General features: G+C 41.1%; 31 protein-coding genes. All 31 read right to left on the bottom strand.

All coding sequences use genetic code 11. The annotated features are described in order from the left end of the window. Positions 1-7: 7 nt before the first annotated feature. Complete coding sequence (locus KHQ79_RS02900) at positions 8-826, bottom strand: peptidoglycan recognition protein family protein (RefSeq protein ID WP_129508177.1); 819 nt, start codon at positions 824-826, stop codon at positions 8-10. Between the two features lie 44 nt (positions 827-870). Beyond that, entirely contained in the window at positions 871-1,293 is a 423-nt protein-coding gene (locus tag KHQ79_RS02895) for a phage holin family protein (protein WP_032725170.1), read from the bottom strand. Between the two features lie 46 nt (positions 1,294-1,339). Beyond that, on the bottom strand, positions 1,340-2,233 hold the full coding sequence (xepA, locus tag KHQ79_RS02890; RefSeq protein ID WP_129508176.1) for a phage-like element PBSX protein XepA: 894 nt from the start codon (positions 2,231-2,233) through the stop codon (positions 1,340-1,342). 87 nt (positions 2,234-2,320) lie between these two features. After that, positions 2,321-2,485 (bottom strand): XkdX family protein, encoded by a 165-nt coding sequence (locus tag KHQ79_RS02885; RefSeq protein ID WP_103750555.1) that lies wholly within the window; start codon positions 2,483-2,485, stop codon positions 2,321-2,323. Next, positions 2,482-2,817: an XkdW family protein gene (locus KHQ79_RS02880; RefSeq protein ID WP_129508175.1), complete on the bottom strand. Its 336-nt coding sequence runs from the start codon at positions 2,815-2,817 to the stop codon at positions 2,482-2,484. The genes KHQ79_RS02885 and KHQ79_RS02880 overlap by 4 nt, the downstream gene beginning before the upstream one ends. Before the next feature lie 9 nt (positions 2,818-2,826). Continuing rightward, positions 2,827-3,921 carry a hypothetical protein gene (locus tag KHQ79_RS02875; protein ID WP_088679315.1) on the bottom strand — a complete coding sequence of 365 codons (1,095 nt, stop codon included), beginning with the start codon at positions 3,919-3,921 and terminating at the stop codon, positions 2,827-2,829. Between the two features lie 3 nt (positions 3,922-3,924). After that, the gene (locus KHQ79_RS02870; protein ID WP_010330114.1) at positions 3,925-4,197 is read right to left on the bottom strand and encodes a hypothetical protein; all 273 of its coding nucleotides are present in this window, start codon (positions 4,195-4,197) and stop codon (positions 3,925-3,927) included. Continuing rightward, entirely contained in the window at positions 4,194-4,772 is a 579-nt protein-coding gene (locus tag KHQ79_RS02865) for a YmfQ family protein (protein ID WP_129508174.1), read from the bottom strand. The genes KHQ79_RS02870 and KHQ79_RS02865 overlap by 4 nt, the downstream gene beginning before the upstream one ends. Continuing rightward, positions 4,756-5,802, bottom strand: coding sequence for a baseplate J/gp47 family protein (locus tag KHQ79_RS02860; protein WP_088679317.1), 1,047 nt, complete (start codon positions 5,800-5,802; stop codon positions 4,756-4,758). The genes KHQ79_RS02865 and KHQ79_RS02860 overlap by 17 nt, the downstream gene beginning before the upstream one ends. Continuing rightward, complete coding sequence (locus KHQ79_RS02855) at positions 5,795-6,220, bottom strand: DUF2634 domain-containing protein (RefSeq protein ID WP_017697465.1); 426 nt, start codon at positions 6,218-6,220, stop codon at positions 5,795-5,797. The genes KHQ79_RS02860 and KHQ79_RS02855 overlap by 8 nt, the downstream gene beginning before the upstream one ends. Positions 6,221-6,232: 12 nt before the next feature. Then, the gene (locus KHQ79_RS02850; protein WP_024122153.1) at positions 6,233-6,499 is read right to left on the bottom strand and encodes a DUF2577 family protein; all 267 of its coding nucleotides are present in this window, start codon (positions 6,497-6,499) and stop codon (positions 6,233-6,235) included. Next, complete coding sequence (locus tag KHQ79_RS02845) at positions 6,496-7,476, bottom strand: XkdQ/YqbQ family protein (protein WP_088679318.1); 981 nt, start codon at positions 7,474-7,476, stop codon at positions 6,496-6,498. The genes KHQ79_RS02850 and KHQ79_RS02845 overlap by 4 nt, the downstream gene beginning before the upstream one ends. 12 nt (positions 7,477-7,488) lie before the next feature. After that, complete coding sequence (locus KHQ79_RS02840) at positions 7,489-8,148, bottom strand: LysM peptidoglycan-binding domain-containing protein (RefSeq protein ID WP_021480096.1); 660 nt, start codon at positions 8,146-8,148, stop codon at positions 7,489-7,491. After that, positions 8,141-12,892, bottom strand: coding sequence for a phage tail tape measure protein (locus tag KHQ79_RS02835; RefSeq protein WP_225514184.1), 4,752 nt, complete (start codon positions 12,890-12,892; stop codon positions 8,141-8,143). Before KHQ79_RS02835 ends, KHQ79_RS02840 begins: the two co-directional genes overlap by 8 nt. A gap of 2 nt (positions 12,893-12,894) precedes the next feature. Continuing rightward, complete coding sequence (locus KHQ79_RS02830; RefSeq protein ID WP_021480099.1) at positions 12,895-13,032, bottom strand: hypothetical protein; 138 nt, start codon at positions 13,030-13,032, stop codon at positions 12,895-12,897. 41 nt (positions 13,033-13,073) lie between these two features. Then, positions 13,074-13,511: a phage tail assembly chaperone gene (locus KHQ79_RS02825; RefSeq protein ID WP_172850636.1), complete on the bottom strand. Its 438-nt coding sequence runs from the start codon at positions 13,509-13,511 to the stop codon at positions 13,074-13,076. Between the two features lie 692 nt (positions 13,512-14,203). Then, on the bottom strand, positions 14,204-14,647 hold the full coding sequence (locus KHQ79_RS02820; protein ID WP_172850634.1) for a phage tail tube protein: 444 nt from the start codon (positions 14,645-14,647) through the stop codon (positions 14,204-14,206). A 2-nt stretch (positions 14,648-14,649) separates the two neighbouring features. Next, positions 14,650-16,050, bottom strand: a complete 1,401-nt coding sequence (locus tag KHQ79_RS02815; protein ID WP_225514183.1) for a phage tail sheath family protein — start codon at positions 16,048-16,050, stop codon at positions 14,650-14,652. Then, on the bottom strand, positions 16,051-16,242 hold the full coding sequence (locus KHQ79_RS02810; protein WP_021480103.1) for a YqzN/YkzM domain-containing protein: 192 nt from the start codon (positions 16,240-16,242) through the stop codon (positions 16,051-16,053). Beyond that, positions 16,239-16,676 carry a phage tail terminator family protein gene (locus tag KHQ79_RS02805; RefSeq protein ID WP_225514182.1) on the bottom strand — a complete coding sequence of 146 codons (438 nt, stop codon included), beginning with the start codon at positions 16,674-16,676 and terminating at the stop codon, positions 16,239-16,241. Before KHQ79_RS02805 ends, KHQ79_RS02810 begins: the two co-directional genes overlap by 4 nt. Positions 16,677-16,688: 12 nt before the next feature. Further along, positions 16,689-17,192 (bottom strand): HK97 gp10 family phage protein, encoded by a 504-nt coding sequence (locus KHQ79_RS02800; protein ID WP_225514181.1) that lies wholly within the window; start codon positions 17,190-17,192, stop codon positions 16,689-16,691. Then, entirely contained in the window at positions 17,189-17,551 is a 363-nt protein-coding gene (locus KHQ79_RS02795) for a YqbH/XkdH family protein (protein ID WP_095713357.1), read from the bottom strand. Before KHQ79_RS02795 ends, KHQ79_RS02800 begins: the two co-directional genes overlap by 4 nt. Next, complete coding sequence (yqbG, locus tag KHQ79_RS02790; RefSeq protein WP_225514180.1) at positions 17,548-17,943, bottom strand: protein YqbG; 396 nt, start codon at positions 17,941-17,943, stop codon at positions 17,548-17,550. The genes KHQ79_RS02795 and yqbG overlap by 4 nt, the downstream gene beginning before the upstream one ends. Before the next feature lie 3 nt (positions 17,944-17,946). Then, on the bottom strand, positions 17,947-18,258 hold the full coding sequence (locus tag KHQ79_RS02785; RefSeq protein WP_101861100.1) for a YqbF domain-containing protein: 312 nt from the start codon (positions 18,256-18,258) through the stop codon (positions 17,947-17,949). A 10-nt stretch (positions 18,259-18,268) separates the two neighbouring features. Further along, on the bottom strand, positions 18,269-19,204 hold the full coding sequence (locus tag KHQ79_RS02780) for a phage major capsid protein (protein WP_003229922.1): 936 nt from the start codon (positions 19,202-19,204) through the stop codon (positions 18,269-18,271). Between the two features lie 18 nt (positions 19,205-19,222). Further along, on the bottom strand, positions 19,223-20,197 hold the full coding sequence (locus KHQ79_RS02775; protein WP_225514179.1) for an XkdF-like putative serine protease domain-containing protein: 975 nt from the start codon (positions 20,195-20,197) through the stop codon (positions 19,223-19,225). Positions 20,198-20,251: 54 nt separating this feature from the next. Further along, positions 20,252-20,422 carry a hypothetical protein gene (locus tag KHQ79_RS02770; protein ID WP_188323164.1) on the bottom strand — a complete coding sequence of 57 codons (171 nt, stop codon included), beginning with the start codon at positions 20,420-20,422 and terminating at the stop codon, positions 20,252-20,254. A 76-nt stretch (positions 20,423-20,498) separates the two neighbouring features. Beyond that, a complete protein-coding gene (locus KHQ79_RS02765) occupies positions 20,499-21,416 on the bottom strand; it encodes a phage head morphogenesis protein (RefSeq protein ID WP_225514178.1) in 918 nt (305 codons plus the stop codon). Next, the gene (locus KHQ79_RS02760; protein ID WP_046663727.1) at positions 21,413-22,945 is read right to left on the bottom strand and encodes a phage portal protein; all 1,533 of its coding nucleotides are present in this window, start codon (positions 22,943-22,945) and stop codon (positions 21,413-21,415) included. The genes KHQ79_RS02765 and KHQ79_RS02760 overlap by 4 nt, the downstream gene beginning before the upstream one ends. 3 nt (positions 22,946-22,948) lie before the next feature. Then, positions 22,949-24,244, bottom strand: a complete 1,296-nt coding sequence (locus KHQ79_RS02755; RefSeq protein WP_225514177.1) for a PBSX family phage terminase large subunit — start codon at positions 24,242-24,244, stop codon at positions 22,949-22,951. Next, the gene (terS, locus tag KHQ79_RS02750; protein WP_225514176.1) at positions 24,237-25,031 is read right to left on the bottom strand and encodes a phage terminase small subunit; all 795 of its coding nucleotides are present in this window, start codon (positions 25,029-25,031) and stop codon (positions 24,237-24,239) included. Before terS ends, KHQ79_RS02755 begins: the two co-directional genes overlap by 8 nt. Positions 25,032-25,048 lie beyond the last annotated feature (17 nt).

The raw sequence follows: 25,048 nt of genomic DNA, 5'->3' as shown, positions 1-25,048 counted from the left end.
GCCTTTTTTATTTCATTAACGCTTCAATTTTCTCTCTAGTCTTAGGTCCATAAATTCCATCAGCAGAAAGGCCATGCATTAACTGGAATCGTCTAACTGCATCTGCTGTTTTCGGACCATAAAAGCCGTCTATGCCGTTATTTTTCGCTCCTTTATCCGGGTAGAAATAAAGAGCCGCTAGAGCTTTCTGAATCTGAGTTACCTTTTCCCCTCTCATCATTGGGCTCTTCACTTTGAAAATACCGGGCGGGAGCTGGTAGGACGATTTTTTACTGTTTGAGCTTGTTGTTTTCTTTTTGGCTGTGCTTGTTTTACTTGTGCTTGTTTTCCCACCTAGCGCCTTCAATTCTTTTTCAATGGCAGCCTTAACCTCGTCCCATCTTCCCTCTGACAAAATACGGTGCGGGCAATACTTACCGTTCCAGTCTTGATGCTTACGGACACGATCAATGCCCCAGCCGCGTTCTTTAAGCAGCTGCGCCACAAACTTAATAGCAAGCTTTTCCGCTGCCTTATATCGCGCCCCTCCTGACTTACTATAACAAATTTCGACACCAATTGACTTACGATTCCCTGTACCGTTTGTTCCATCTCCTGTGTGCCAAGCGTTACGATTTGTTGGAATTCCTTGAATGACTTGTTTATCGTCTACTGCAAAGTGAAAACTCGTTGAGCTAGAGTTATTCTTCATGTAAGAAATCTCATTGGCTGCTGAAGCATCATTCGCAGTGTTGTGAATAGTGATATATTCAGCTTTCATTGGATTAGGACATTTCAATCCATACTTTGATTTAGAGACTAAATTCTTTACAACTTTAATGGCCATATATCCTCTCCCCCTCTGTCTGTGTAATAAAAAAAGCCACTGGCTTAGCCAGCAGCTTTGTCTGCGTTATCCTTACTCTGTTCTTTTTCGTTCTCAATTGTTTGTAATCGATCTGTTATTGTTGAAGGAATTTTAACACCGATCTGTGCTAAGTTTTCAGTTATTGACAAGCCTTCATTAGCAATATAAAAAAGAACGGTACCAAAAGTTAGGACACCGTTTAAATTGAGGACTGTATCAATAACGTTTGCTAAAATGACCGCAAAGAAATTGAGTAGTTTGCGGACATATCCAAACCATGCGCTCCGGCTTCGCAGCTTCTTGAATTTCCATGCCTTAATTACTCCTGTTAAAACGTCAATTATGCTAAGAACTAGAAGTAAATCAAGGTACTTCACCCCTCCAAATAAATATACTCTTGCTAAATCTAATGTTTCAAAATTGATAAACAAACTTGTCTCCTCCATTTCTAATCACCTCCTCCGAGGCAAATAAAAATAGGACAGCCGGATCTTATGAGACGGCCGTCCCTCTAACTGAAAAGTTTCCATTTGTTAAAGCTGTAAGCTCCATAACAATTTCTTTAAAACCGGTAATGTCAAAAGACCAGGCTTCAGATTTTCCTTTTGTGCTAGTGGCAAACGTTCCGTCATCCACTTTCTGCCCTCTAAGGGCTCTTTTTGTTCCCGATAAGGATTTACCCCAGAACTTCAATTCACTTGTCTCAGCCGTCCCATAAACCTCAATGAGTAACGTTTTGAATGATCCAACGGTGAATGGGTTACCCTCACCTATGGTTTCTGTTTTATCGTGAAAGACAATATCCATTGTTTTTGATTGAGTGTCTAATGAGCTAAAGTTCAGGCCTTCAGTCTGAACTTTTAAACGACCATCATCAGTTAAGCCGCTTTTATCTAACTCGACTGACAGCGGAGCAACTGCTGTAATAGGAACAGCTTGTTTAATATTTATATCCTCTTCACCTGCGCCCAATGACTGGTACAGTAAAAATTCAGATTGCTGTAGGTTACCATTTGCGTATCTGAAACGGAAATAGCGTTTAGTTAAATGAATCCATTCAGTCTCGCCTAGCGTATTTGCTTTAACGACCAATGAAGAGACTGTGGTCCATGAATTCATATCGTTACTTTCTTCAATGAATAAGGTGCCTTCACGATCAGAATAAGCATGACCTTTCACTTTTGAAATTAAAACCTGACCTAATCGATCTTGGCCATATTGCGTGTATGCTTCAGTCGCTTTTAAAACTGCGTTCGTTAGCAGCTCCGCATTACCTGAAATAGTAGCCACGGGTACTATAAAATCCTGGTTCCCTTCTCTGTACGGTTTAGCCGCTCCTGGCTTACCCGTTGCATCTGTTGGGAATTGAAAACTATATGATGCCATAGAAAATCCTCCTTGCTATAGTAGATCATTAGTGGTGAGCATGGGTTTACAACGGAACCACCCCCTTTAAGGCAAAATAAAAAAGCCCTAAATGGCTTCTCCTGTGATCTCTTTATACTGCTCAGCTGTAATGAGTTTTTTCTCTACCCCTTTTTGTAAATCCTCAGGCGAGCAATCTTTATAATGAATTGCCTGTTTCACCATTTCAAAAGAAGCCCAGTTATAATGCAAAGCCAGCACCCAATAATTCATGAATCTTTCCCTCCTTGTAGAGTAAGCAGTTGCAACTTTATTTTTGAGAGCTCGCTTCCCAAAGTTTGGTTTAATTCTTCAAGCTGTTTACGAGCTAGCTTCTCCTGAGATAACTCTTTCGCGAGTAGATCCACTTGAACTGGTGGTTCATATGCAGATGTATTCTGAAGCTCTTCCCACCAAGATTTTAACTCTGCTTCAGTTGGTATAGGTGCCCTAATACTCCACTCCGCTATATATGAGGGAGTTCCATCACCATTATTCTGGACAATAAAATCCTTTGTGGGATCAGCTGTTGGGTATTTAAAAAGGATAGCTTCGCCTATATTCATCGTTACCTCCTAAAATCTTGGATAATTTCTCCCGCCTAATTCCTGTATGTCAATAAAGTTAAACGATCCATCCTTATCGTCCACGCCCCTTTGATCATTTCCTACGTAATTACAATAACACCAGATTTCTAAGTAATCACCTTTGTTCATTGGGACAGTTGCATTACCATTTAAACCAAGGTACATTTCATTATCTCTATTTTCATAGTACCCTCGAATATGATGTAGAGTTTTGTATTTTTTTCCATTTAAATAAACTTTTAAATGAAGGTTAATATAAGAAGGAGAGTTTATCACATAAATTCCTGAACCAACTAAATACATCCCATCATTCGGTGCAATAAACCGGTTATTTTTAATGTCAAAAGCATTGTGACTGTCCTTGATTATTCTATTGAAGGCTATTTTAGTATGGTCAACTTTTTTTAAGTATTGAATACCTGTAGTTCCCACATTTGCATGGGCAAAACCCGATATTTTCTCCCATTTTGTCCAGCCTGAACCACTCCACCAGTGTCTAATCCAAACTCCTGTACTGTTGTAGTAAGTCCCAGACTCATTTCCTGTCCCATAAAAGTATTGCGTAAATCGGTAATTATTATATTTTTCATTTTTGACAATGCCATAACCCAAAGGATAGCCCGTATTATTGCCCTGACCAATGTCCATTAATGTCAGTCCTAACGGATATTCTTCCCCTCCTGTTCTTGCATCTTGAATAGCATTGTCTCCAGAAATTAATGTTAGATTGTTATTTTTGTAGTTGGTATCCACGTAATGTTTTGCATCCGATAAAGCCTTATCAGCTTTTTCCTGGGCTCCGACAGTTGTTTCTTTCGCATTCCAATTCTCCCGCTCTACTGGTGTTATGTGCCGTTGTAAATCATTATGATGCTCTTCAAATTCTTTTTTTGAAGCTTGCTGTACATTATCTACGTTCCCTAGCCCAATTTGCGCCTTTGTTGTATTGTGAGGGTTGTTCATGTCATTTTTATGTACAGCTAAATCTTTATGCGAATCTTGAATACCTTTCTCCCAACGGTTCACATCATCTTCATTAATCGGATCGTCCGGCAGCCAGTCTGTTTTTGCTTCATATGCCATTTATTACACCACCTCAAAAGTAAATCTAAAGTCCAGCGTTCTATTGTTACTTACATCTAAATCTGTAGTTCTTTCCGTAATCACGTTGTTCTGTTCATCAAGGACCTGAACACTTTCAATGTGTTTGATATCTTCTTCCCGATGGGTAAGCACTGTAACAACTGCGCCCTGAATGGTTATTTCCACAATCTTTGTTTCATTCCCATTCAGCAGCACTTTCGATATTCTACTTTTCAAATCTGCAGCTGTACGCTCTCTATAAACTTGCGTAATCATGGTAAAACCACCTCGTTATTATTGAGCGTGACGGAATAACCCACCATCAGCTCACTTACCTTTCGATATCGTCTGTTATTCAAAATGACAGTATCTTTTATCTGGAGCGGCTCATTTAAAGCAGCTCGCAAAGTATACGCCAAGTGAGCCGGTTTCATGTTCTCCAGTGTCTCTATGAGCTCGCTCATATGCTGCATATCATCTATATCAATATCAACATTAAAACGGTACTGTCCTTGAAGTAGCCTGACCTGAGCAGACGGATTTTTCAGGAACCGATTTAATGCCTGTTCAATAGCCTTATATGTTGCCGGCGGTATATTGGACATTTTAGAGATTATGCGCAATCGGCGGATCTCATCGGTGTCACCTGATTCCCGCGGTACGTTCAAAATCTTTTCCCATCGTTCAAGCCCCCAGGTTGCTGTAGTAACAAACAGCTGATCTGTCAGATCAAAGATGCTGTTATTTTGCTTCTCAAATTCCGGAGCTTCCGCTTTAAGAAGTTCAGCCATTTCCTTTAACTTGATAAGGAACGGCGGCAGGTAAGCAGCCATTTCATCGAGTTTGCTCAATGATGTTCACCTGCCCCAATTTAGGGATTTCGACGTCACTCAGAACCAAATTTTCGGCTACGCCATTGATTTTAATATCTGCGTAATCACTTACTGAAGGTGAATTGTAGACGATATTATTAATCTGCGATAAACGGATGACGTTATCTTCAAAAGCAATCTTTTTAAAAAGATTTAAAACACCTGATTCGATTTCTTGCTTTACCTGATCGATAGAGTTATTGATCTCGGGAAGTACCTCGGCTGAAATCTCAACCTCTTTCCATACCGCACTCTCCACTGTGACAAAGGCACCTATTGGCGCTTGTCCCTCACCTTGTCCGGGTTCAGGATCAATATAGTTTTTCACCTTTGATATTAAAATATCGGAAGCAGGTTCCAAGTTAGCATTGGTCACGACAATTTTGACTGTGCCGTCCCCGTTCCAAAGCGGAAAGACCTTTACCTTTCCTACTCCGTCTACTTCTTCAGCCCATTGTTTATAGTGAGCTTTATTGGCACTGACAGCTTCCCGACGCACGCGGGTAAAATATCTAGCTCTTAAACTGTCATCATCCTCTTCTTCTCTTCCAGGGATTAAAATCTCTTTCACAATCGCTTTTTGGAGTCCTGGTACGGTGTCTAATGACAATAGATTCTGGCCGGAAATATTTGCGTTCCCCGCTTCTCCGGCTGTTTCACATTCCAACGTCCCGTCAACTGTGTATTGAAAATAAAGATTATCAACATAAAAGCGAGAGCCTACAGGAATGGTCACACCTTCAGTAAACTCCGCTGCCCGGACTGCTTTTGTGGCAGCCGTTCGCTCGATGCCGGCTTCAGTAGCACGACGATCTAAGAATTCTCCTTGTGCTGTGTCCGAGAAGACAAGTTCCAGCACCGTATCGAGCCAAATGTAAGACTTGGCCAATTCTGCGGCTGCAGGAGCTAAGGCATTATAAATCACGCTGCCTTCCCTTGTATCAATGTCCGCTGAAATGCTGTTCAACATACGATCCATAATCACTTCAAAGGTTTGATCTTCAAACATCTTCGCCAAGCACCTCCTCGATCTCCAATGTTCCTTCGTCAGTTTCGACTGTAAAGGAGACACGGAACGATTCGCCTTGTTTATCTATTTCAAAATCTGTAACAGCAGAAATTCGGTCGTCATAGATCAGTGCTTCCTCTATCAGCCGAGGGATCTCCATTTTCTTATATGCGTCTGTTGTTTCGTTATCTGCCAGCACGTCTTGAAGCTCATTTCCAATGTCATGACTGTAAACAGAATAGGCATATCGCTCAGTATGGAGAGACAGATATACAAACTGCTTAATCGCTTCAAGGCCTGTGATAATTTCATTTGTGATACAGCCATTTTCAAAATCTATTTTGTAGGTTTGCGAGGTCTCTATGACCTCGCTGTCATCCTCTATATCCTCAAACTCGATTTCCGGAGACAAAGCCATTCCAAACACCTCCTATATTTTGTCGAGAATAAAAAATGATTGCCCGCCTTTTAAGGAGACAATCATCACACGCTCACCTGTATTCAATGCTTCTTCTTCACCGGCCCGCAGCCGCTTTGGAACAATAATCAAATCGGCAGGTATTATTAATTTGTCACTTTCATTAAGCTTTATTTCAATAGGTGAAACGGAAACCACTTCAGCCGGCATAATATCCACTGGTGACTCAGAATCAACTGCACCGACAGCCAAATGTTTGATTGCTTCACTTAATCTCATGAGGAAACACCATCAGGGATAGAATTTTTCTCAACCACATCAATGGTCATCGTGTGTGTCGATCCTTTAAATTCGTGTTTATCTGTATCAATCCAGTATGTTTTCTTAACCCCGACTTCCGGAATTGAAATATAGACGGGCAAACCGCTCTGAAGATCTGGAATCCCAATTGCTTGAATACTTTTGAGTTCTTTTTTGACGCCTTTCTTCTGTGCCTGTTTAACTTTCGCACGCTGCTGAAGCTGTGCTTGGTTAATGTTATCTGATATTGTTTCAACATACTGAAGCACGCCGTATTTGCTGATACCCGTGTTGTCACTTACGGTAGCCGTATAAGTTTTATTGTCTTTCTGACGCCGCAGCTTTACTCTTGTGGCTGTGTCATTAATGGAAGTGCTGTATTGATAACCAGTAATGTTCACACCCGATTCTAGCACCCATACTTCTGACGGATCAGGCCAAGCGCGAAGGCCGAGCTTCCCCTTCGCCGAATATAATTGATAATTCCTTCCGGTTTGGCTCTTCGTTTGTTTCAAGGCTTTCAGAATCATGTCATAAAGGCTCGTATCATCTTTAAACACTAATGATTTAATGGTGTAACCTGTATTTGCAATGGATGTCGTTGGAATTTGAAAATCTCTTGCCAGGCGCTTAATAATCTCGTCTGCACGATTATTGGAGAACACATAAACATCTTTGTTCTTAACCAGATATTGCAGCATGTCATAAGCCGTAAAGGTCAGCCCATGTTCTTCCGGATTGCGAGAAAACACAATACCTCGAAACAGCTCTTTCCCTTTCCACTTAAACAGAACCGTATCCCCTTCTGATACGCTGTAATATGAATGGGTTCCTTGTTTCGTTATGATCTTTGCTGTGATCGATCGAGGTGCCTGATACCTTTGTCCCTCAAGAGAAACACTTTCAGTTACCAGCTCAAGCCACTCCGTTTCTTTAATGACGAAAAGTTCTATCATGTCATCACCTGCTTACTGCGGTATCTTTAATTTTTGACCAGGAAAGATCCAGTGCCCTGGCTGCCTGATATTCCGTTTGCTTCGTTTGATCATAGCCTTTTTATTGACGTTCCAGATCTTGCGCCATTTTGTGCTGTCTCCATAAAATTTGCCGGCAAGGTCCCACAGTGTATCGCCTTTCTTAACGGTGTACGTTTTAGGAGCTGATTTAGATGGCCGTTTCTTCTTCGTCTTTTTCTTCTGCTTGATCTTCCGCGGCGAAGCAGTTTTGTATTCCTTCAGCTTTATTTCATAATCACGATCACCTATATCTTTTTGGCCCTCGCTATAAGAAAAAACCTCGATACTGCAAGTTAAATTAATTTTCGTTCCAGTAATTAAGAATTGAACCGGCTTTTTAGATTTCACCCATTTCTCGATCTTTGCAATAGCATTTTCAGGAGAAGGAAATCCTTTATACTCAGCAAGCGGACTGTGTTTCTTTGGAAAAAAAGAAGAGAACGAAATTTCTTTCGCTCCCGGTTTATCAATAAAAGTGATCTCCCCAAAACTAGCCACTTTTACTGATTCATTTTGAATTGTGTTTGAAATATCAATTTGTTCAGGAAGGACAGGAAGCCGCAGCTTGTCCTTCCCTTGCGAAATCCAGAATTCATATATGGATTTAGTCAAAAGCAACGACTCCCTTCGTTCCAATGTTGATATCCTGTTCAAGCTCATCGACAAGGGCCTGCTTAATCTTAGCTACAAGGCTGTTCATGTCTTTGTCATTGTGAAAATGCTGATCGCCATTAAATTGAATAATAACCTCTTTACCTCCTGATGCTGTAACAGTTGTTTGCTGACTACCTGTTGTAGCTGCTGTTACCTGACCGGAAGATAATTCAGTTTGACCTTTTTGAGATGGGTCTGTGACTTCCATTCCGAGTGCCTTAGCTGCTTGGGCTAATAAATAACGTCCACGGATGCCTCGCTCCTCCGGAATGATCCATTCCCTTTTGTTTCCTTCACCGACACGTGCAATCTGCTCTTTGGTAATAAGTCCGCCGTTAGCGTAGCCAACATATGGACCTCCGTGTCTCATGCTTCTAATGCCTGGTACATTATTAATTGATCCATATCTGCTTTTGATATAGCCAATCGCAGCAGCAGCGTTGTGAATCGGGTTAAGAATGTTATTCATGCCCGGCAATTTGTGTGCGTTGAAGGTACTTGGGATTGTTTGCATGAGTCCCTGAGATGGATGCCCTGCTTTCGCATTACTATCCCATAAGTTAATTGCCTTTGGATTACCGCCTGACTCATGCTGAGCAATTGTCATCAGCCCTGGGAGCCAGCTCATTGGTGTCTTTGTTGCCATGATAGCTGCCATAAGCCATTGCTTCACATTTCCGCTAACTGCTCCCATTCCGGAATAAGCAGCAGCCAGTGAACCTGCTTGTTTTTCAGCAAACTTTTTCACATCCACAGAATCCAGACCTTTTACAATACCAATAGAGGCAAAACGACCGAGACTCATCATGACACGGGAAGGTGAATGAATATCCAGCTCTTCACGAAATGCCTTCTCAACTTTTTTCGCCAGTTCCTTGGCAGTCTCATGGACTTCACTTGCCTTAGAAGTCATGCCTGAAACAAAATTACCGATCATACCGCTTCCCCATCCGTTTGATGATTCTTTAGAGCGGATAAACGGTTTGTTAATATGAGTGCTGACATATTGATCAGTACCAGTTTGAGTACTATTTTGTCCTGAAGCAAAACCTTTGACCGTTCCACTTCCCCATGAAGAGGATTTATTTACGGTGTTCTGGAATGGTGTTTTAACCTTCTTCTGCAAGAAGCCATCTGTACCAGTTAAAGTACTGTTCTGACCTTTAGCATAGCCATTAACCACTTGCTTTCCATAATTCGGAGAATAAGAGATTAAATTGTTCATTGGCTGGCCAACGTTTTTCTGTTTCCAAGCGTCAATAGAAACAACATGATCTCCAATTCCTTGATTAAAGCCTTTAGTGAACTGTTGACCAAATGAAGTCGCTTGTTCATCCAGACTGGATGTGTCAATGATAGGAGATACAGAAGCAGTCACCGCCGCTCTACTGATTAGCGGGGAAGTTGCTGGTTCACCTCCTGCAGATGAAGCAGACGCTATATCATCAACCACACTCATCCCTAATTTCGAAGCAGCTTGAGAAAGGAGCATTTTGCCGCGACCTTTATTATTCTCAACAGGGATAACGAATTCTTTACCAGCTTCACCAATCCAAGATATTGTTGGCTTCGTAATGTAACCACCAGTAGCATGTTTCTTTGGCTTTTCTTTTCCCGAACCAAATAAATAATTTACGCCACTCTTCACATATCCCCACGCTTTACCAGCAGTTTTTTTCGCACTTGAAGCTACTTTACCACCAACTTCTTTTACTCCGCCTAAAATACTGCTTCCCAATTCCTTTACACTCTGCCACTTTTCAGACCACCACTTCTTACTAAAAAGGGTTTCTGAAATGGAACTCTTAACACTTTTCCATATTGATTTAGCATTGTCCCATTTATTTTTTGACCAGCTCTTTACACTTTCCCATTTTCCTGACCACCATTTCTCGCTAAATAAAGTGGATTTCAGCTTTCCTTTAACAGATTGCCAAACAGAAGACGCGCTGTCCCACTTACTTTGAGCCCAACTTTTTACGCCTTCCCACTTTCCTGACCACCACTTCTCACTAAATAAAGTGGATTTTATTTTTCCCTTTACTGACTCCCAAACAGATGATGCACTATTCCATTTGTCCTGTGCCCAGCTTTTAACACCAGACCACTTTTCAGACCACCATTCACTATTAAATAAAGTAGACTTCACCTTTTCTTTTACATGAGACCATGTATCACTTAACCCATTGAGAGAAGTCTTCGCATTACTCTTAATGCCGGACCATTTTTCAGACCACCATTTTTGATCAAATAATGTACTGTTTAGTTTCTTCTTTATTTCTGAACCATCAAACGCTTTACCTAAACTTGAACCACCCATGGTGCCTGCTATACCACCAACTATTCCCCCAATGGCTGTTCCCACTCCAGGAACTACGCTGCCAATAGCTGCTCCTGTAGCCGCTCCAGCAAGACCACCGCCAGCTGATCCAATTTTTTCACCAACATTGTCTTTATTCATACCAATTAAATCTGTTGCCGCTAACGCTGTTCCTAAAAGAGGGACTCCCTTTGCAAACTTGCCAACACTTTTCAGAGGACTTAAGACTTTCCCGAACTTCGATGCTCGGCCTGCAGCTCTACCAGGTGAGTATAACTCCGATCTCGTTGTGGTTATTGCTGGTCTTGATCCTCTGGTTGGATTAGTACCTACAGTTCTACTGGAACGCCTTCTCTCTAATCGTCCAGATGACACAGTAATTGATCTGTCAGAAGGGTTCATTCGGTTTGGATTACCACGTCGACCTAAAACTCTTTTCCCTCGTCTTTTACGAATGCGATCATTTTTACCTCCATCGCTACAACAGCAACATGTTAAGCTGCCGCTTAGAGGTAAACTCGTTGGACCTGTGGCAGTTTTGGATGTTCTTGTGCTGGCATTACGATTACTGTTTCTGTTCCTCCTTTCACTTTGCGTATTAGTGGCAGCTTTAGGAGTACGTTTTGGAATTAATTTTCGGATTACGCCTGCTGCATCACTTCCGACAGTACCTATACCTTTTAACAATGGACGTAGTATTTTCAAATAACCAATCAACCCAATTAAAGAAGGGATCACAACCTTAATCGCTGTTTTCAAATCATCCCAATGGTTAACGCTCCACTCAATGGCTACGTTTAACTTATCACCTATCTCCTCACCAAGATCGGCAATATCTTTTTTGATCTCTTTAAGTTTTTCCTGACCTTCCTTACTGTTAATGAACGAGCTGATTTTATCAAAGGCTGGCCCTAATCCAGTTAGCAGAGAGGTTCCCATATCCTTAGATATGCTTTCAAAATCTCTCATGGCATCATTAACCGGTGTCATCGGGTTATTATCCCGAAGTTTCGTAAAGCTTCGTTCCAATTCACCGCTTGTTTTGGCACTTGTACCAATTCCCTCAGCCATATCTAAAATAGGCTGCTTAAGGTCTTCATATTGTGTACCGATAAGCTCAGTCGCAATGGCAGCCCGCTTTGTTTTGTCTTTCACTTTAGAAAGGGCTTTTGCCACCCTAAATAAACTTTCCTCTCCACTTATTGAACCATCTTTGAAGCCCTTGAACATTTTCTTAGTTTCCTTGACCCCGAACAGCGTTTTAAATGCGTCCACTTGGCTATCAGACATTTCGGTTCGGCGGATGTTAAACTCACGCATACTATCGGCTAGGTTATCGAAGTTTCTGGCGCCACCCTTTGTTCCTTTTATCATGGCGTTTGCAATTTGGCCGCCTGTGAGCTTCAAGTCTTTAAAGGTGGAACTGTATTCATTCATCGTGTCCAATAAATCGTCAGCTTGGTCACCGGCATTCCGATATACATAAGCAATTAAGTCTCCGCTTTGTTTCCCAGACAATTTCAAGTTGTTATACATTGAACTAAAAGCACGATCTACCTCTGCCTGATCAGCATTCATAAGCTGGGCAATCTTACTTGACGACTCAGTCAATTCAGCAAGAGTTTTTTTAGACGCCCCTGTCTGTTGCGATAAGTTTCTCAAAGATAAACTGACTTCTTCCCGAGAACTGCCCACTTTATTGTTGAAATAGATCTGATCCGTCATTCTTGCAACATCTTTCTTATTAACGTTTGAAGTTGCTGACACATAGGCATCCTGAGACATTGTACTTTTACCAGAACCCATAATTGAACCTGCAGAAAAACCACCTGCAACTGCCAGAGTAATGGTAGCATTCTTCAAGCTGTCTATTTTCGCTTCAATAGCATCCAGAGCAGCTGAAGCTCTGTCCTTAATAGAGACGGTTGGCTCAGCATGTTCGCTGTCTACATCGGACACATGACGACGGATCTCATCTAATTGGTTTGAAGCATGATCACGAACTGAAACAGTTGGCTCAGCGTGCGAGCGACTTAAATCAGAAAGACCTCCACGGATTAAGCGGAAACGCGGTGTAGCTTGATCATTTACGGAAACCGTCACCTCATGCCTGCCCTCGGTAAGATCCTCAGCTTGCTGACGTATAGAATGTAAGCCATTCGAAGCACGATCATCTAAATCCACTTCAAGCGATCGAGCCCGTCCGGTCAAACGGTTGGCCGATCGGTCAATCCGCCGCATAACTCTCTCAGTCCGGTCTTCAGCCTCAAAAATAAGAGGGCCATTAGCGGCCCTCTTAAGTCTTTCAGCATTGCCTTGTATCATTCGAAGCTTGCGGGAAATCTTATCATGTAATTCAAACGTGGCTGTTAGTTTAGCCATAGTTAATTACCTCCCTTCTTCGCTTCTTTTTCTAACAGCTCAAGCTTATAACCGATTAACCCATATAAGAGCGCCTTGAATTCTTTCGGAGCCTCATATAGTTCTCTTAATTCTGACGGGGCGTATTTGAGCTCATGCATCGCGTAATAAAGATATACAGCCTCTTTGTCCCCGTCCTTTACTAGTTTTTTGCCGCTTCTTCAAGGTCTTCGAGATCATCATCAAAACCGTTGATTTCAATTGCTTTGTTTAGCCAGTTCGCATACTCACCGCCGACTGAAAGAACACGTTTTGCAACTTCCACTGGATCTTCTGTTTTGTAAGCCTCACGTAGTTCCTTAGCTTTAAAGTTCGGGTAAACAGTCGTTTCAACCGCAATACGAGCATAAAAACGTTGGTTGTCCAACTCCTTTACGCGACCGCGGCCTTTTACATTTTTGTAAGTCGTATTCTCTTTCTCCAGCTCGTCAATGCGTTCAGTCGTGATTGCTTTGAAAATGAATGGAACAATATTGCCTTCTTTGTCTACAAAACGTTTAGAAATCGGCACTTTTACTTCTTCAACTTCGTTTGTTTGTCCTGGCATAAAGAATGAAAGATCGTATGTTTTTTCGCTCATTTTATTAGCTCCTTCTATTTTCGATTTAAAGTTTTTGACAATAAAAAAAGCACATTCTCCTGAGCAAATAAATTGAAAGAAAAGATCAATTTATTTAGGGGATGTGCTTACCATAATATTCATGTATAATATTCTTGAAGCTACCTTTTCCTAACTACAATATTAGGAAGGTGGTAGATAATGAGTTCATGTAAACACCTCCAGAGGGGAGGTGAAAACAATGATCACTGATCACTTTCTGCGAGTTTTAGCACCGATAGCATTAAAATATCTTGCAGATAGATATTTAAGAAAGAAAGACACAAACGTATCAAAAGACATTACCGTGTCTAAAGTATGTTTGTGTCAACAAAAGGGACGAAGGAGTCAACCGTATAAAAGAATTAAACGTAGATATAAACGGAAGATTCGTCCGTATAGTAACCGGTAGCTTCATCATTCTTTGAAAAAGCTAGAGTGCCCCACACTCTGGCTTTTTCATATTATATGCAAAAATCTAAGCTGTTAATCGTGGCCGCGGCCCTTTTGACGTTAGTAATATTATAGTTTACCGTTGTAAATATATATTCAGTATACATTGGTCCTGTTTGCAATGCAAACAGAAAACTGATAAAAAAAGTAACAAAATAAAAAAAGTAAAATTACAAAATAAAATAAAAGGCGCATAAAAGCTATATGCCTTTAGATATTAATTAAAAAGTTGATTTCAACTTCTCAGAAACATCAAAATCCTCAAAGGTAAACGGCACTTCTTCTTCCAATGCTTCAGAATCAACATCAAGTCCAGCGATTTTCGCAGAGTCAAAGTTCACATCATACAAGGTGACTCGTTCAGTGCCGCGGCCTGAAGAGGCGTCATCCAGAACAGCTTGTAAGGTGAAGTAAGGATCACTTCCCTTTTTCACATAGTCCATCATAATAAGAACAAATTGAGAAGTCACTTTATAAAAAGTGGCTGTCCCTGTTCCGTTTGCTCCAGTCGTTTTATGCCCTGTCATCCGACGCCCCATGATATTTACCTCGGATTTATTTTTCTCCACATTGGCTTCAAAAGTTTTGATATGAGCCATTTCTTCTCCATCAAGAAACAGCCTACCCTCTTTACCGGAAATGGTGTTTTGAGCTTTTAATGCCATTCCTATTTCACCTCAACATTAAAGTAGAATTTTTCAGCTGCATCCACCGGTTGAACTGCAAGATCAATCAGGAAGCCGTCACGATCATTATTCAGAGCAATTGTAATGTCATTCTCTGAATCAAAATCAGTAATGCCCCCGTTATCTTGAAGAACACTCAAGTATTGAGTAATTAGCGTTTTTACAAACTGCAGTCCGTCATTTGTAGCGGGAACATCACTGCCACTCGCTTTTCGAGACTTGATCAATGCTTTCAGTTGAGTTGTCAGATCGTTATTGATTGCATCAAGTACACGGACAATTTTGTTTTTCTGGAACATCTTATTTTTCTCTGCTGTTAAGCTTGTGAGTGAATTAATGTCCTTTTCAACCGATACTGATTTATCACGAGAATCATAAGTAAACAAGAATTCCCCATTTGACAATCGTTCAACGATTTCGTCGTTGTCAATTCGGTTAAGGACATCTACAGCTCCCTCGTATTCTACAAATGTAAGTGATTGATTAAATGTAGCCCCAGCACTTGCACCTGCAACCCAAGCAGTAGCTTTTTCAGGAGTGATTTCCGTTCCATCTTCAAGTAGGACACCACCAGTTACATTGATAATACCCTCATGGTCTCCCTTATAATTTGATAGAACACCTTGAACCTTTTGCCCTTGGTTGTCTCTCAGCCGTTTGATAAACGCAACAAACGTTGCTTTTAATTGCTCGTTATCCTCTACAGGTAAAGCGATTGTGTCAAAGTATTCCGTTTCAGCCGCTTCCAAGAAAGCTGTATAATCAGCATTGGTCGGTGTTTTGTCTGTTCCACCTGACAAGCGGATTCCGGAAGTTGCCGGAAGAGCACCGCTGACGTCTTCAGGGGCCGTACCAGTTAACGGAATAGTGACTGTTAAATCCCCTTTCCCTGTAAACGTGACATAGTTATTTTGTTTAAGCTCTTCAGCTTTAGAAACTGTTTGTTTATCAACTTCTGACTGATCAAGGTAGGTAGTGACATCCACTTTTGAAGAGTCAATAACGTTTTCTGTAATGCTGATAATGATGTCATTTCCTTTAGTACCGCCATAAAGAGCAGTAGCCTTTACACCTTCGCTAATGTCTGCTGAAGCACGAAGACCTTCCGTCAGACGATAAAGCAAGACTGTACTTGCCTTTTTCATTGCTTCACGTAAAAGCAACAGCGAAGGATCATCAATGTTCAACCCCACTTTTTTATTCAGGTCCTCGATTGAAGAAATAGAAATGAATTTCTTAACCTCACCCCAGCTGGACGCTATCGGCAGCGCAACTGTTCCACGTTCTCCGGCAGAAACACGGTTCTCCGCGGTCGTTTTGAAGTTAAAGTAAATACCGGCACGCTCTTTTTCCTTGCCGGGTGTGAATGTTCCGCCGTTCATCTATTTGACCTCCTTTTGAAGAAACTGATTAATTAACTTCTTCGCTTCCGATTTTGTAATACTCGTTTTATGAACATGAAAAAGAGCACCGTCAAACACCTCGGGTTTTACCCCAAAGAGCTCTCGACTGTGCTCTCGCAAATCCTTAATATAAAAAGCATTTTCTGCTTTCTCTTTTTTAGTGGCCATCATTTCACCCCACTTTTAAATTTAAAACCATCCATTGAACGCTGTTCTTCCCGCTCATACCAATAGCGGCTCGTCCAGTTTAAGACAATGGTCGCGTAATCATCTGATACCCGCGTTTCTATTCGAGATAGGCGAATAAAATCCCCCGTATCCTCGCCAGATTCTTGTATAAGCGGAATCATGCTCCTTTTGCTTCTAAGTGTATCTGCAATCCTTTCTGCTTCGTTATGAGCCTTCTGTGCGTTTTCGTGAAAGAGTTTTACGTTTAAAATATAGGCTTTCTGAAACGTGGATACTGTATCCACCCCATCGACCGTGGAAGCCGGTGGAAAGTAAAGGGACGGAACAGCAAAGTCCTGCGGTATTTCTTCTTCATACACTTGAACAGGATACAGTTTGTATAGATAGCCCATAATTGAACCTAATTCTTGATTCATGGCAACACCGCCTTAAAATTCTTCATCAATCCATTGCTGCAGCTTCCGCTCAAGGCTTCTCTCAAACATCAACTGAAATATAGCCATGGCGTTATCCCAAAAGCCAGAACCGTCGACCCATTGGAACTTCAGTAGCATACCGAAATTTCTTTCGGCAGGGTCATATTCGAAACGGTCGCCTTTCCAACGCCCCGGGACCCACCGTCTATCCTGATTTTTAGACGGATCGATAGTAAAGTGCCCGTCATTGACGTATGAGGCGTATTCCAGATTTGTTCCAACATCCAACTTTAAGCTGCCTTTTGTCATTGAAAAGATATTATCCTGGTCACCTCGTTGAAAAGAGTTAAGCAAGCGGCGTGTGTCCACCGTCTTCGTCCTGATAATTTCATCTTGGATAATGTCTAGGAACTCAAAACCCATAGCTTCAAGCCACTCTTCGTATTTCCCTTTCAATCCTCCACGAGAAGCATGGTTTAATGACTGAATGAACTGATCAAGACCTTTGATCTTCACAAATATTCAACCTCCCGCACTGCTGTAACCTCCCAATGGTGGTTCCTGATTTTGCTGGGCTTCTGTAATTTATAAGCAGTACCATCCCAAACCACCCTGTCATTTACTCGAATATCAGCAGTAGCAGGGAAATGCACAAGGAATGATTGATAAATAGCTACATTCGGTTCCTGTTGGATAATGGACTGACTCTTTTCTGTAAAATAACACGGCTGATTTTCTATGTCCGGCTCATCAGGGTACGAAAAAACCGGTTGAACATCTTCAACCGGCACCCCGAATTTTTGCTTTCTATTTTCTTTTTTCTCCTGCAGATGGTAAATGTCACATCTGTGAGTCAGTAAAGATCGATAACTCATATTGATCTCATCCGCACTTTCGCTTCAACCCCTTCTAAATCAGGGTCAGCCGGTTTTACATAATCTTTTATTAATGCATACACATCAGGTTTTTGAAGAGAACTGCCATCCCCTAGAGTATAAGAATAATCACCAATTTTTTCAGTTGTATATCCTTTAATAATTGACTCGTCGCCATTTATAAGAGCATAAAACTGAGACAACTTTAATAGGGCCAGTCGAACCGTTTCAGGCAAAGGAATATACTCTGCATCTGAAAAATCATGTCCAACTTTAAGAATGATATCGGCAGTTGCCTCAAGTATATCCTGTTTTAACAACTCGTCAGGTCTGGTCTTTACAGACTCAAAAACTGAATAATTCTTTAATTCATCGGGAGTGATTAACAGCATAGGTCACTCCCCTTTGTTATCTAATTGCTTAAGGATGTAGGCAATTCTTTCATCTGCGTTTTTGAAGTCAGACGGATTGCCACCAAGATTAGAAATAATGGATTCATGCTCTGCTTTATTCATACCTTTCAATTCCGATTCAGTATAATTTATCGGATCATCTTTTTGATTCTTAAGATCTTTATCCAGCACAAAATATGGATTTTCATTTAAATACTCATAGAGCTTTTTCGATACTGTTTGACTGACACCTGCTCGAAAGGTTATTCCCATAACATTGTACGTTTTGCCTTTAATAAGCTTTGCAGTATACACGCCAGACCACCTACTCCTTCACTTTCACGATCTTGGCTACGGCGTCCTCTTCTTCAAAAACACTATCCAATTTCGCTGTCAGAACAATGATAAACATACGGCGACGAATGTCCTTATCTACTTCAATTCGAATGTTACGAGAGAATCCGAGAATAATATTCTTCGGATGAGTTAGGATGATATCAGAAACATCGGCTGCAGTATCTCCCTCTCCAATCGTATAAGGCTGTAAATTTGCAATACCTTTGATCGGAACACCAAAAGCAGATGAAAGGCCACCTTGAACAGCTGCATCCCCTAAATTTGTTTGACGGTCAGCTACACGATCTTTCCATTCAACCTCAATACCAGGCGATGTATAGAAACGGAACTCCTGTGGAATTCGCAAATATTTTGGAGGTACAGCTTTGTATCCTCGCTTGAACGTTTGGCGTGTCAGTTCCTCACCTGCAGCATCGACAATATGAGATGTAGCTTGTTTACGGATACCGTCAAGCTGAGCTAAGTATGAATCTGACGAACTGGTATCTCCGTTTACTAGCAACTCTTCAATATCAACCGCAGCACGCTCAGCTATCATTTGCATGATTGTATTTTGAAGTCCATCTTTTTCGATGTTGTTTTCAAGTGTGTCATAAGTGATGTTAACTTCAGCAATTACTTCTTTTGTGCTTAAGTTAACTGTACTAGTTGATGGAACTGACTTTTGATCCTTAGTTAGCGCCACTCCCTCTTGGGCTGCTCTTAAAATACGCTGACCAAAGCCGATCTTCTCGATTTTCTGTGTGTCATGATCCATTTGAATAACTCGCGCATCTCTTAAAATAGTTGGCGTATCTTGAACCATTCGAATAAAAGTTGAAGCTTGAGTAGGATTCATAATCCCACCGCTCTCTAAAGTAGAAAGCGTCATTTCTGCTTTATTAATAACCTCTTGATTTCTCATTCGTATCCTCCTTATACATTAAAACAACCCTGACCAGATTGATTTTTGAACTTGTTCAGAACCTGATTCTTCAGTTTGCTTAGATGTTCCGCGACTTTTTTCGATTGCTTCAATACGATCAGCGAGCGGTTGAACAGCATCAGTAATAGCTTTTTTCAACTTCTCAGCTTCTTTTTCAGCCGCTTCTTCTGTTTTTTCTTTATCTTTCTTTTTAGGATCTTCTTCTTTTTCTAGATCTGCCAGCCGCTTCTCAATTGGCTCTAAAGCGGCTTGAATGGATTTCGTTACTTCCTCCGAAGTCATTTCTTTTTCCTCCTCTTCTGTCTCAACCTGACTCAGCAAGTTACCGAGAGCAGTATGAGCATTTTTAATTTCTTGTAGGTTTGAAGCAGAAAACTTTCTGCCCGCCTTTTCAACTGGCTCTTCATATGATTGCTGTTGTTTTCCAACAAAAAAGTTTTTGAGCAAATTAAAAAGCCCTTTCTCATCTGTTTTCTCTTGAGAACTGGGCTTTTCTTCTTGTTTTTCAATTGTCTCAGCGGTACCAGCCATTGAATAACCTGTAATTTCACCTTTTTTTATTTGTTCCCAAACTTCATCAGAAGCTTTGGTAACGAGGACCCATGAACCTTTTTTGATGGTTTCCCCATTCATGTCAAAGTCAGCAGGTGCAACATAGGATTCTACCACTGCCCCGACACCGCCCTGAAAGTCATGCTGCTTATCAATTTCACGGGCATCTTTCAAGAATCCATGAGCGGCCTTTTCGATTTCTGCAGCTGTCATGAAATCCCCGTGGGCGTCCACTGTATCTGGTTCATATACGATTCCATAAACAAGTTTTTGCTCGTCCGCTTCTTTCGCAAGAACCTTTACTTCCTTGTAAAAGTCTGGCTGTTTTTCTGATTTCATAAAAAAGAACTGCTTTTGATTAGCAGCCTTGTCTACGTATGAAACATGCGTGATTTTTGCGTTTACCAATTCTCTTGGCATGTTGTTCACCTCCTTTCAAAATAAAAAGACCTTCATGTTAGAAGGTCTTTCGTGTCATCCTTTTGTTACTTCATTCCAACAACCTTTACACAATAGTTCACCATCTATTGCCTTAAAAGGTAGGTCACAGTGTTGGCAAAAGCTATAACCCTTTCCTTTCATTGCTGCACGCTGTCTGTACTCATTTGCTTCTTGCTCTGCTAATTCTTTTTTCGCTTGGCCCACATTATCCATCTCCCTCTCATATAATAGATGTTCTATAACCCTATTATATCCAGTTCGCTATCCCACCATAACAAAACTATTTTAATTTTTCTAAGGCTTCTCTTCTAATCTTTTCTTTTTCCTCGGCTGACAAATCTAAGATCTCGTTATCTACCACAGGCGATAGAACACAATGGCAATGAACCCGCTCGCCTGGTGATAGTTTAGGATCCCTTGGAAACATGCAGGTCTCACTGCTACCTGGTATCTGAAATTCTTCATCCACTCCAATGACTGTGCCGTCAAGATCGATGTGATTTTTACGCGGGTTGTTCTTCTTCCCGCCGCTGTGCCGCCATTTCTTTTTCTTTACTACCGGCGATTGTGCATAAGATTCATGCTGTGCGGCAGAGGAAGCGGCAAGCACTTCAGTGATGGCCGTTGTCCGGGCACGGTCCCTATCAAACTGCGGCATGTCTTTGAGCGTCAGCTCAATGTCCTGAATGGAAGAGCCGTTTTCAATAGCATCTGTCAGTACGTTTTCCACCGCTTCATGTGTGTTTAACTTCATGATCTCAGCCAGCTTCTTTGACCAACCCTTAATCCAATTAATCGTACGATTGGATAAGACTTTAAAAGGCACTTCTGGATCTATAGAGTCCATGATCACTTCGGCCAGTTCTTCAATGGTTTGTTGCAGGAATCCCTCAGTCAGTTCCTGAAATTCTTCCTCGAAGTCATCCTCCGCAAAAAGGTTCTTAGTAAAAAACATCAAAAGGGCTTCTAACGTCTCTTTCGAATCTTTGCTTACAAAACCTTTAAGACCATCTAAAAACTCCTTACGCTGGCACCTGAGTAATCTAGCGATGCCTTTTTCATATTCCTCCACATACTTGGGTATATTAGATTTGCCAGGAAAGTCAGGTACCATCTCCCCCAATTGCTTATACTGATTTTCCTCGGCTTTTTGAATAAATGCGTTCAGACTGTCCAATAGCTTATCCGTTTTGTTCATCTCTTCAAATCCTCCAGAACATCCCGCATATCTTTTAATAACCCGATCATATCAGGAGTACCGTTCTTAGATTTAAACAGCGCAGCCAAAGGATCGGAAGCGGACGACTCGTTAGTTTTATCAAGCGGCCTGTTGTATTCTTCTTCTGGCCATTCTTCAAGTGTCTTACCGAGTACCCTTCCAGCCAAATCACGTAGGTCATTCGGAGAAACTGCACCTGCTGTTATAAACGGTGTTAGAACCTTAGCAATTTCTAAAGGATCTCTAAAGTCTGGCCCTTTCAACATAAGACGAACCTTATGAATTTCAAGGTCATTTAGAAATAAAGCATTTAGTTTACCTGTGATTAATTTTCTTTCTGGCTGAAAGACTTGTTCCTCAGTAATCTTCCTTGCTGTATCTGCAGTCGCTCTGTTGTAATCTTGAGCTTCACCTGTATAAAGTGGAGGCAAACGAAAAGCCGATCTAATTTTGTCTCGGCTCTTTTGGTCATATTCAAGAAACAAGGCATCTTCTTGAAGGATCTCAGCAAGTGATTTAATATCGACTTTCACGGGAGCAATCTCTTCATCACCATGAATGTTTTTCCCCTTCGCTATGCCTTCCGCTTCAAGTAAAAGAAACTTATGTGCGTTCTCCACTCCTTCAAGCCCATTCATGTAATCCTGCAATTGTGTGTATGAATCCTCTGACAACATTCCGTTTTCAATTGTAATGGCAGCGGGAATATGTCTTCCTTGTTTGAAATACATGAAGTTCAGCTCTTCTGCTTTACGAGCTCCATACAGATTAACAATATGGCCAATCCATCGTGGTTTTCCATAAGTACCGCTTCCTATTTTGAAATGCACCACTTCATTAGCTCGTTTCTCGAATGGAGTCTGCTCATCATATTGGCCTGTCTCCAGATTTAAAGTACGAGGATCACCATACTCCTTAAAGTAAACCATACGGCCGTCAATCATCTGAACATACTTACGAAATCGTTTTTCTCTTTTGATTGATTTCATTTGTCCTTGTTCGAAGTATGTAAAATCAACTTCGATTGGTTCAGACAGTTTGCAAACTCGTACATTTTGAACATCCATGTATTCAATGCCGGCTGGCTTATTTTCACCGTTTCGGATAACCTCAATAAATCCATTACCGGTCTTTTCTCGGTCTTCAATAACAAAGCCGAGTAAAGTCTCAGCTGACTCATCAAAGTGAAGATATTTAACGAACTCTTCAAGCTTTGTCCATTCACTTTCAGCTTCTGTTTTTTCATTGTTTGTCACATCTGGCGAATTTACATCAAACGAATACTCAAAATCAAATCCAAAGCCCACAATATTTGTCCTGTAGGCATCAACACATTGCTGTAAGATTGTTGAATACTCAGCAATCATTTTTAATTCCTTTAGGTTATACGGAGGAGGCAAAATATTGCTGTCATAGCTGTCAGCAAATTCATCTTCATAAATTTGTTTCGTTGATTCAGTAGGTGGAGAAGCTTTGATTACTTGCGCTTTAACAGATTGTTTTGACATGCTTTACCTCCTTCCTGGTCTTAATCTTTGCGGTCTCTCTTTAGATTCTTCTTTCAAATCAGTTACCTCATAATCATCGAGAGCGTACCAGATAGCTGATAGTGTATGCGGGTCTATAGTAAACTCGTCTTCTATGATGTTCCCCAGCTTATCAGTAGCATAAGTGAGCGGCTTAAGCTCATAAATCGTGTTCTCGCAACGATCAGAGCAAATGATCTTCCTGAATCGTTTGACCTTCTTTGTGTATTGGAGGCGTGAACCCTGATACTTACGGGCACCCACCATATTGAAACCGTGTTGCTGAAAATATCGGATTGTCTTAGGCTCCGCAGAATCCGCTTTGATTAATTCCTTAGTCTCTGCAAATTCCTTGAGTTCTTCGGCCGTCTTATCGTCCGTTAGTCCATTTTTGTAATACTCCCAGTAGATATAGAGATATTTCTTTTCATGATCCACAGCAACCCTAACAACAGCGTTATACGACTCCACAAAACCAAAGTCCATGCCAACTCGTCTAAGCGGGCGGTTAATATCTGTGATAGCCTTCAAAACCTCTTCATGAGGCCATTCTTCAAACTGCGGTAGTACCCGAATTCCATTCACGCCAAAATGACCTTTCCGAGCAATTCGGTAAAGGTCAGGGTCATATTCCTTCAATTCTTCAAGTTGCTGGACATAGCTTTCTGGCAGAAAAAGATTATCATCTGCCGTTGAGTGATGATAATAGGTGTCGTTGCTAACAATTATCCGCTTTTCATAAAGTTCCTTATCATCCAGTACAAAACGCTTTTCCCTATCATCCTTGAAGAAATGCTTAAAAGTCCAATTGTCCTCTCCGACTGGATTTGTCGAAAGTATCATGTGAAGCGGCAATGACGGATGACGAAGGCGTCCTAACAGCTCCTTGAATCCCTCATACTTCACTTCAGAACACTCTTCAATCCAAATGAGAGAAATATTATTGATTGATTTCAGTTTAGCTGGCTTATCCATACCTTTAAAGATGATGCGGCTGCCATTTGAAAATCGAATCTGCATAGGAGAAGATACACACCTAATGATATGATCTAATTTCAGATCACTTACAATTTCATCAAAAAGAGAAAATGTTGAGTCCCTATGTGTGTCGTATACCTCTCTGATAACGAGTGCAGTACGCTTTTCTTTGAGCAATTTCAGAACAATCTTCAAAGCAACATGATAGCTTTTGGATGATCCATAACCACCAACGAGAAACTGAAACTTTTGATTCCAGTCAAAAAGAAATTCTTTAAAATGAGGATTTACTTGTTTAATCACTGTCATCACCTTTGTTCACAATGGTGATCTCAAAAGGTTTATCTTCTTCTGTAAGTTCTTCAATCTCTAATTTTTTCTTATTTATATTTAAACGCATATCCTCCAATTTAAGGCGTCGTTCATCTTCCGAATGGGCTAATTCGTCAAACTGCTTTATAAGGTTTCTGAGTTCTGCCATGGCCCGAGATTGAGCGTTCAAGAACGTGGCATGACGTTCCCAAGAAAATTGGAATTCGTATTCTTCCTCTTCGACTTCGTTTGTCTCAGATAGAACAGACTTTTTCTTTTTCAGTTCTTTAATCATTTCCTGCTTATCAGAAACGAACATGATTTTTTGTGCTCTTATAATTGCAGCATATTGGATCTGTATCTGATCCCATATCATATCTACAGGCGAACGTTCTTGAATCCCTTCCATGATGGATAGCGTTTCTTCTGGCAGGAACTTTGAGAAGAATCCATGAGTCACAGCGTTTTGATTTCTTAGTGGAGCAGCACCGCCTTTATTCCCTATTGCATTTTTATTACCAAGCGGTGCCCTTCCTCCCTTGTTCCCTTTTGCATTTTTGTTACCTTTCGGAGCGCCTGGACGAAAAGGAGCGCTCCCTTTCGATATAGGAGCGCTCTCATTAATTTTTTCTTCCCATTTATCGTTTGCTTTCCATTTGCGGACAGTGCTGCTTGTTACGTTTAATTGCTCAGCAATGTCTTTTAACTTCTTGCTCCCGCCACTCTCTTCCCACAAATGAAAAGCTTTGTCTCTGCGTGGATCTCGTGGTCTTGGCATTACATCTCACCCACCTC

Source organism: Bacillus sp. TSO22, assembly GCF_020223595.1.
GTDB lineage: Bacteria > Bacillota > Bacilli > Bacillales > Bacillaceae > Bacillus > Bacillus inaquosorum.
Note: the sequence above shows the minus strand (reverse complement) of the source record. Positions and strands in the feature narration are given on the sequence as shown.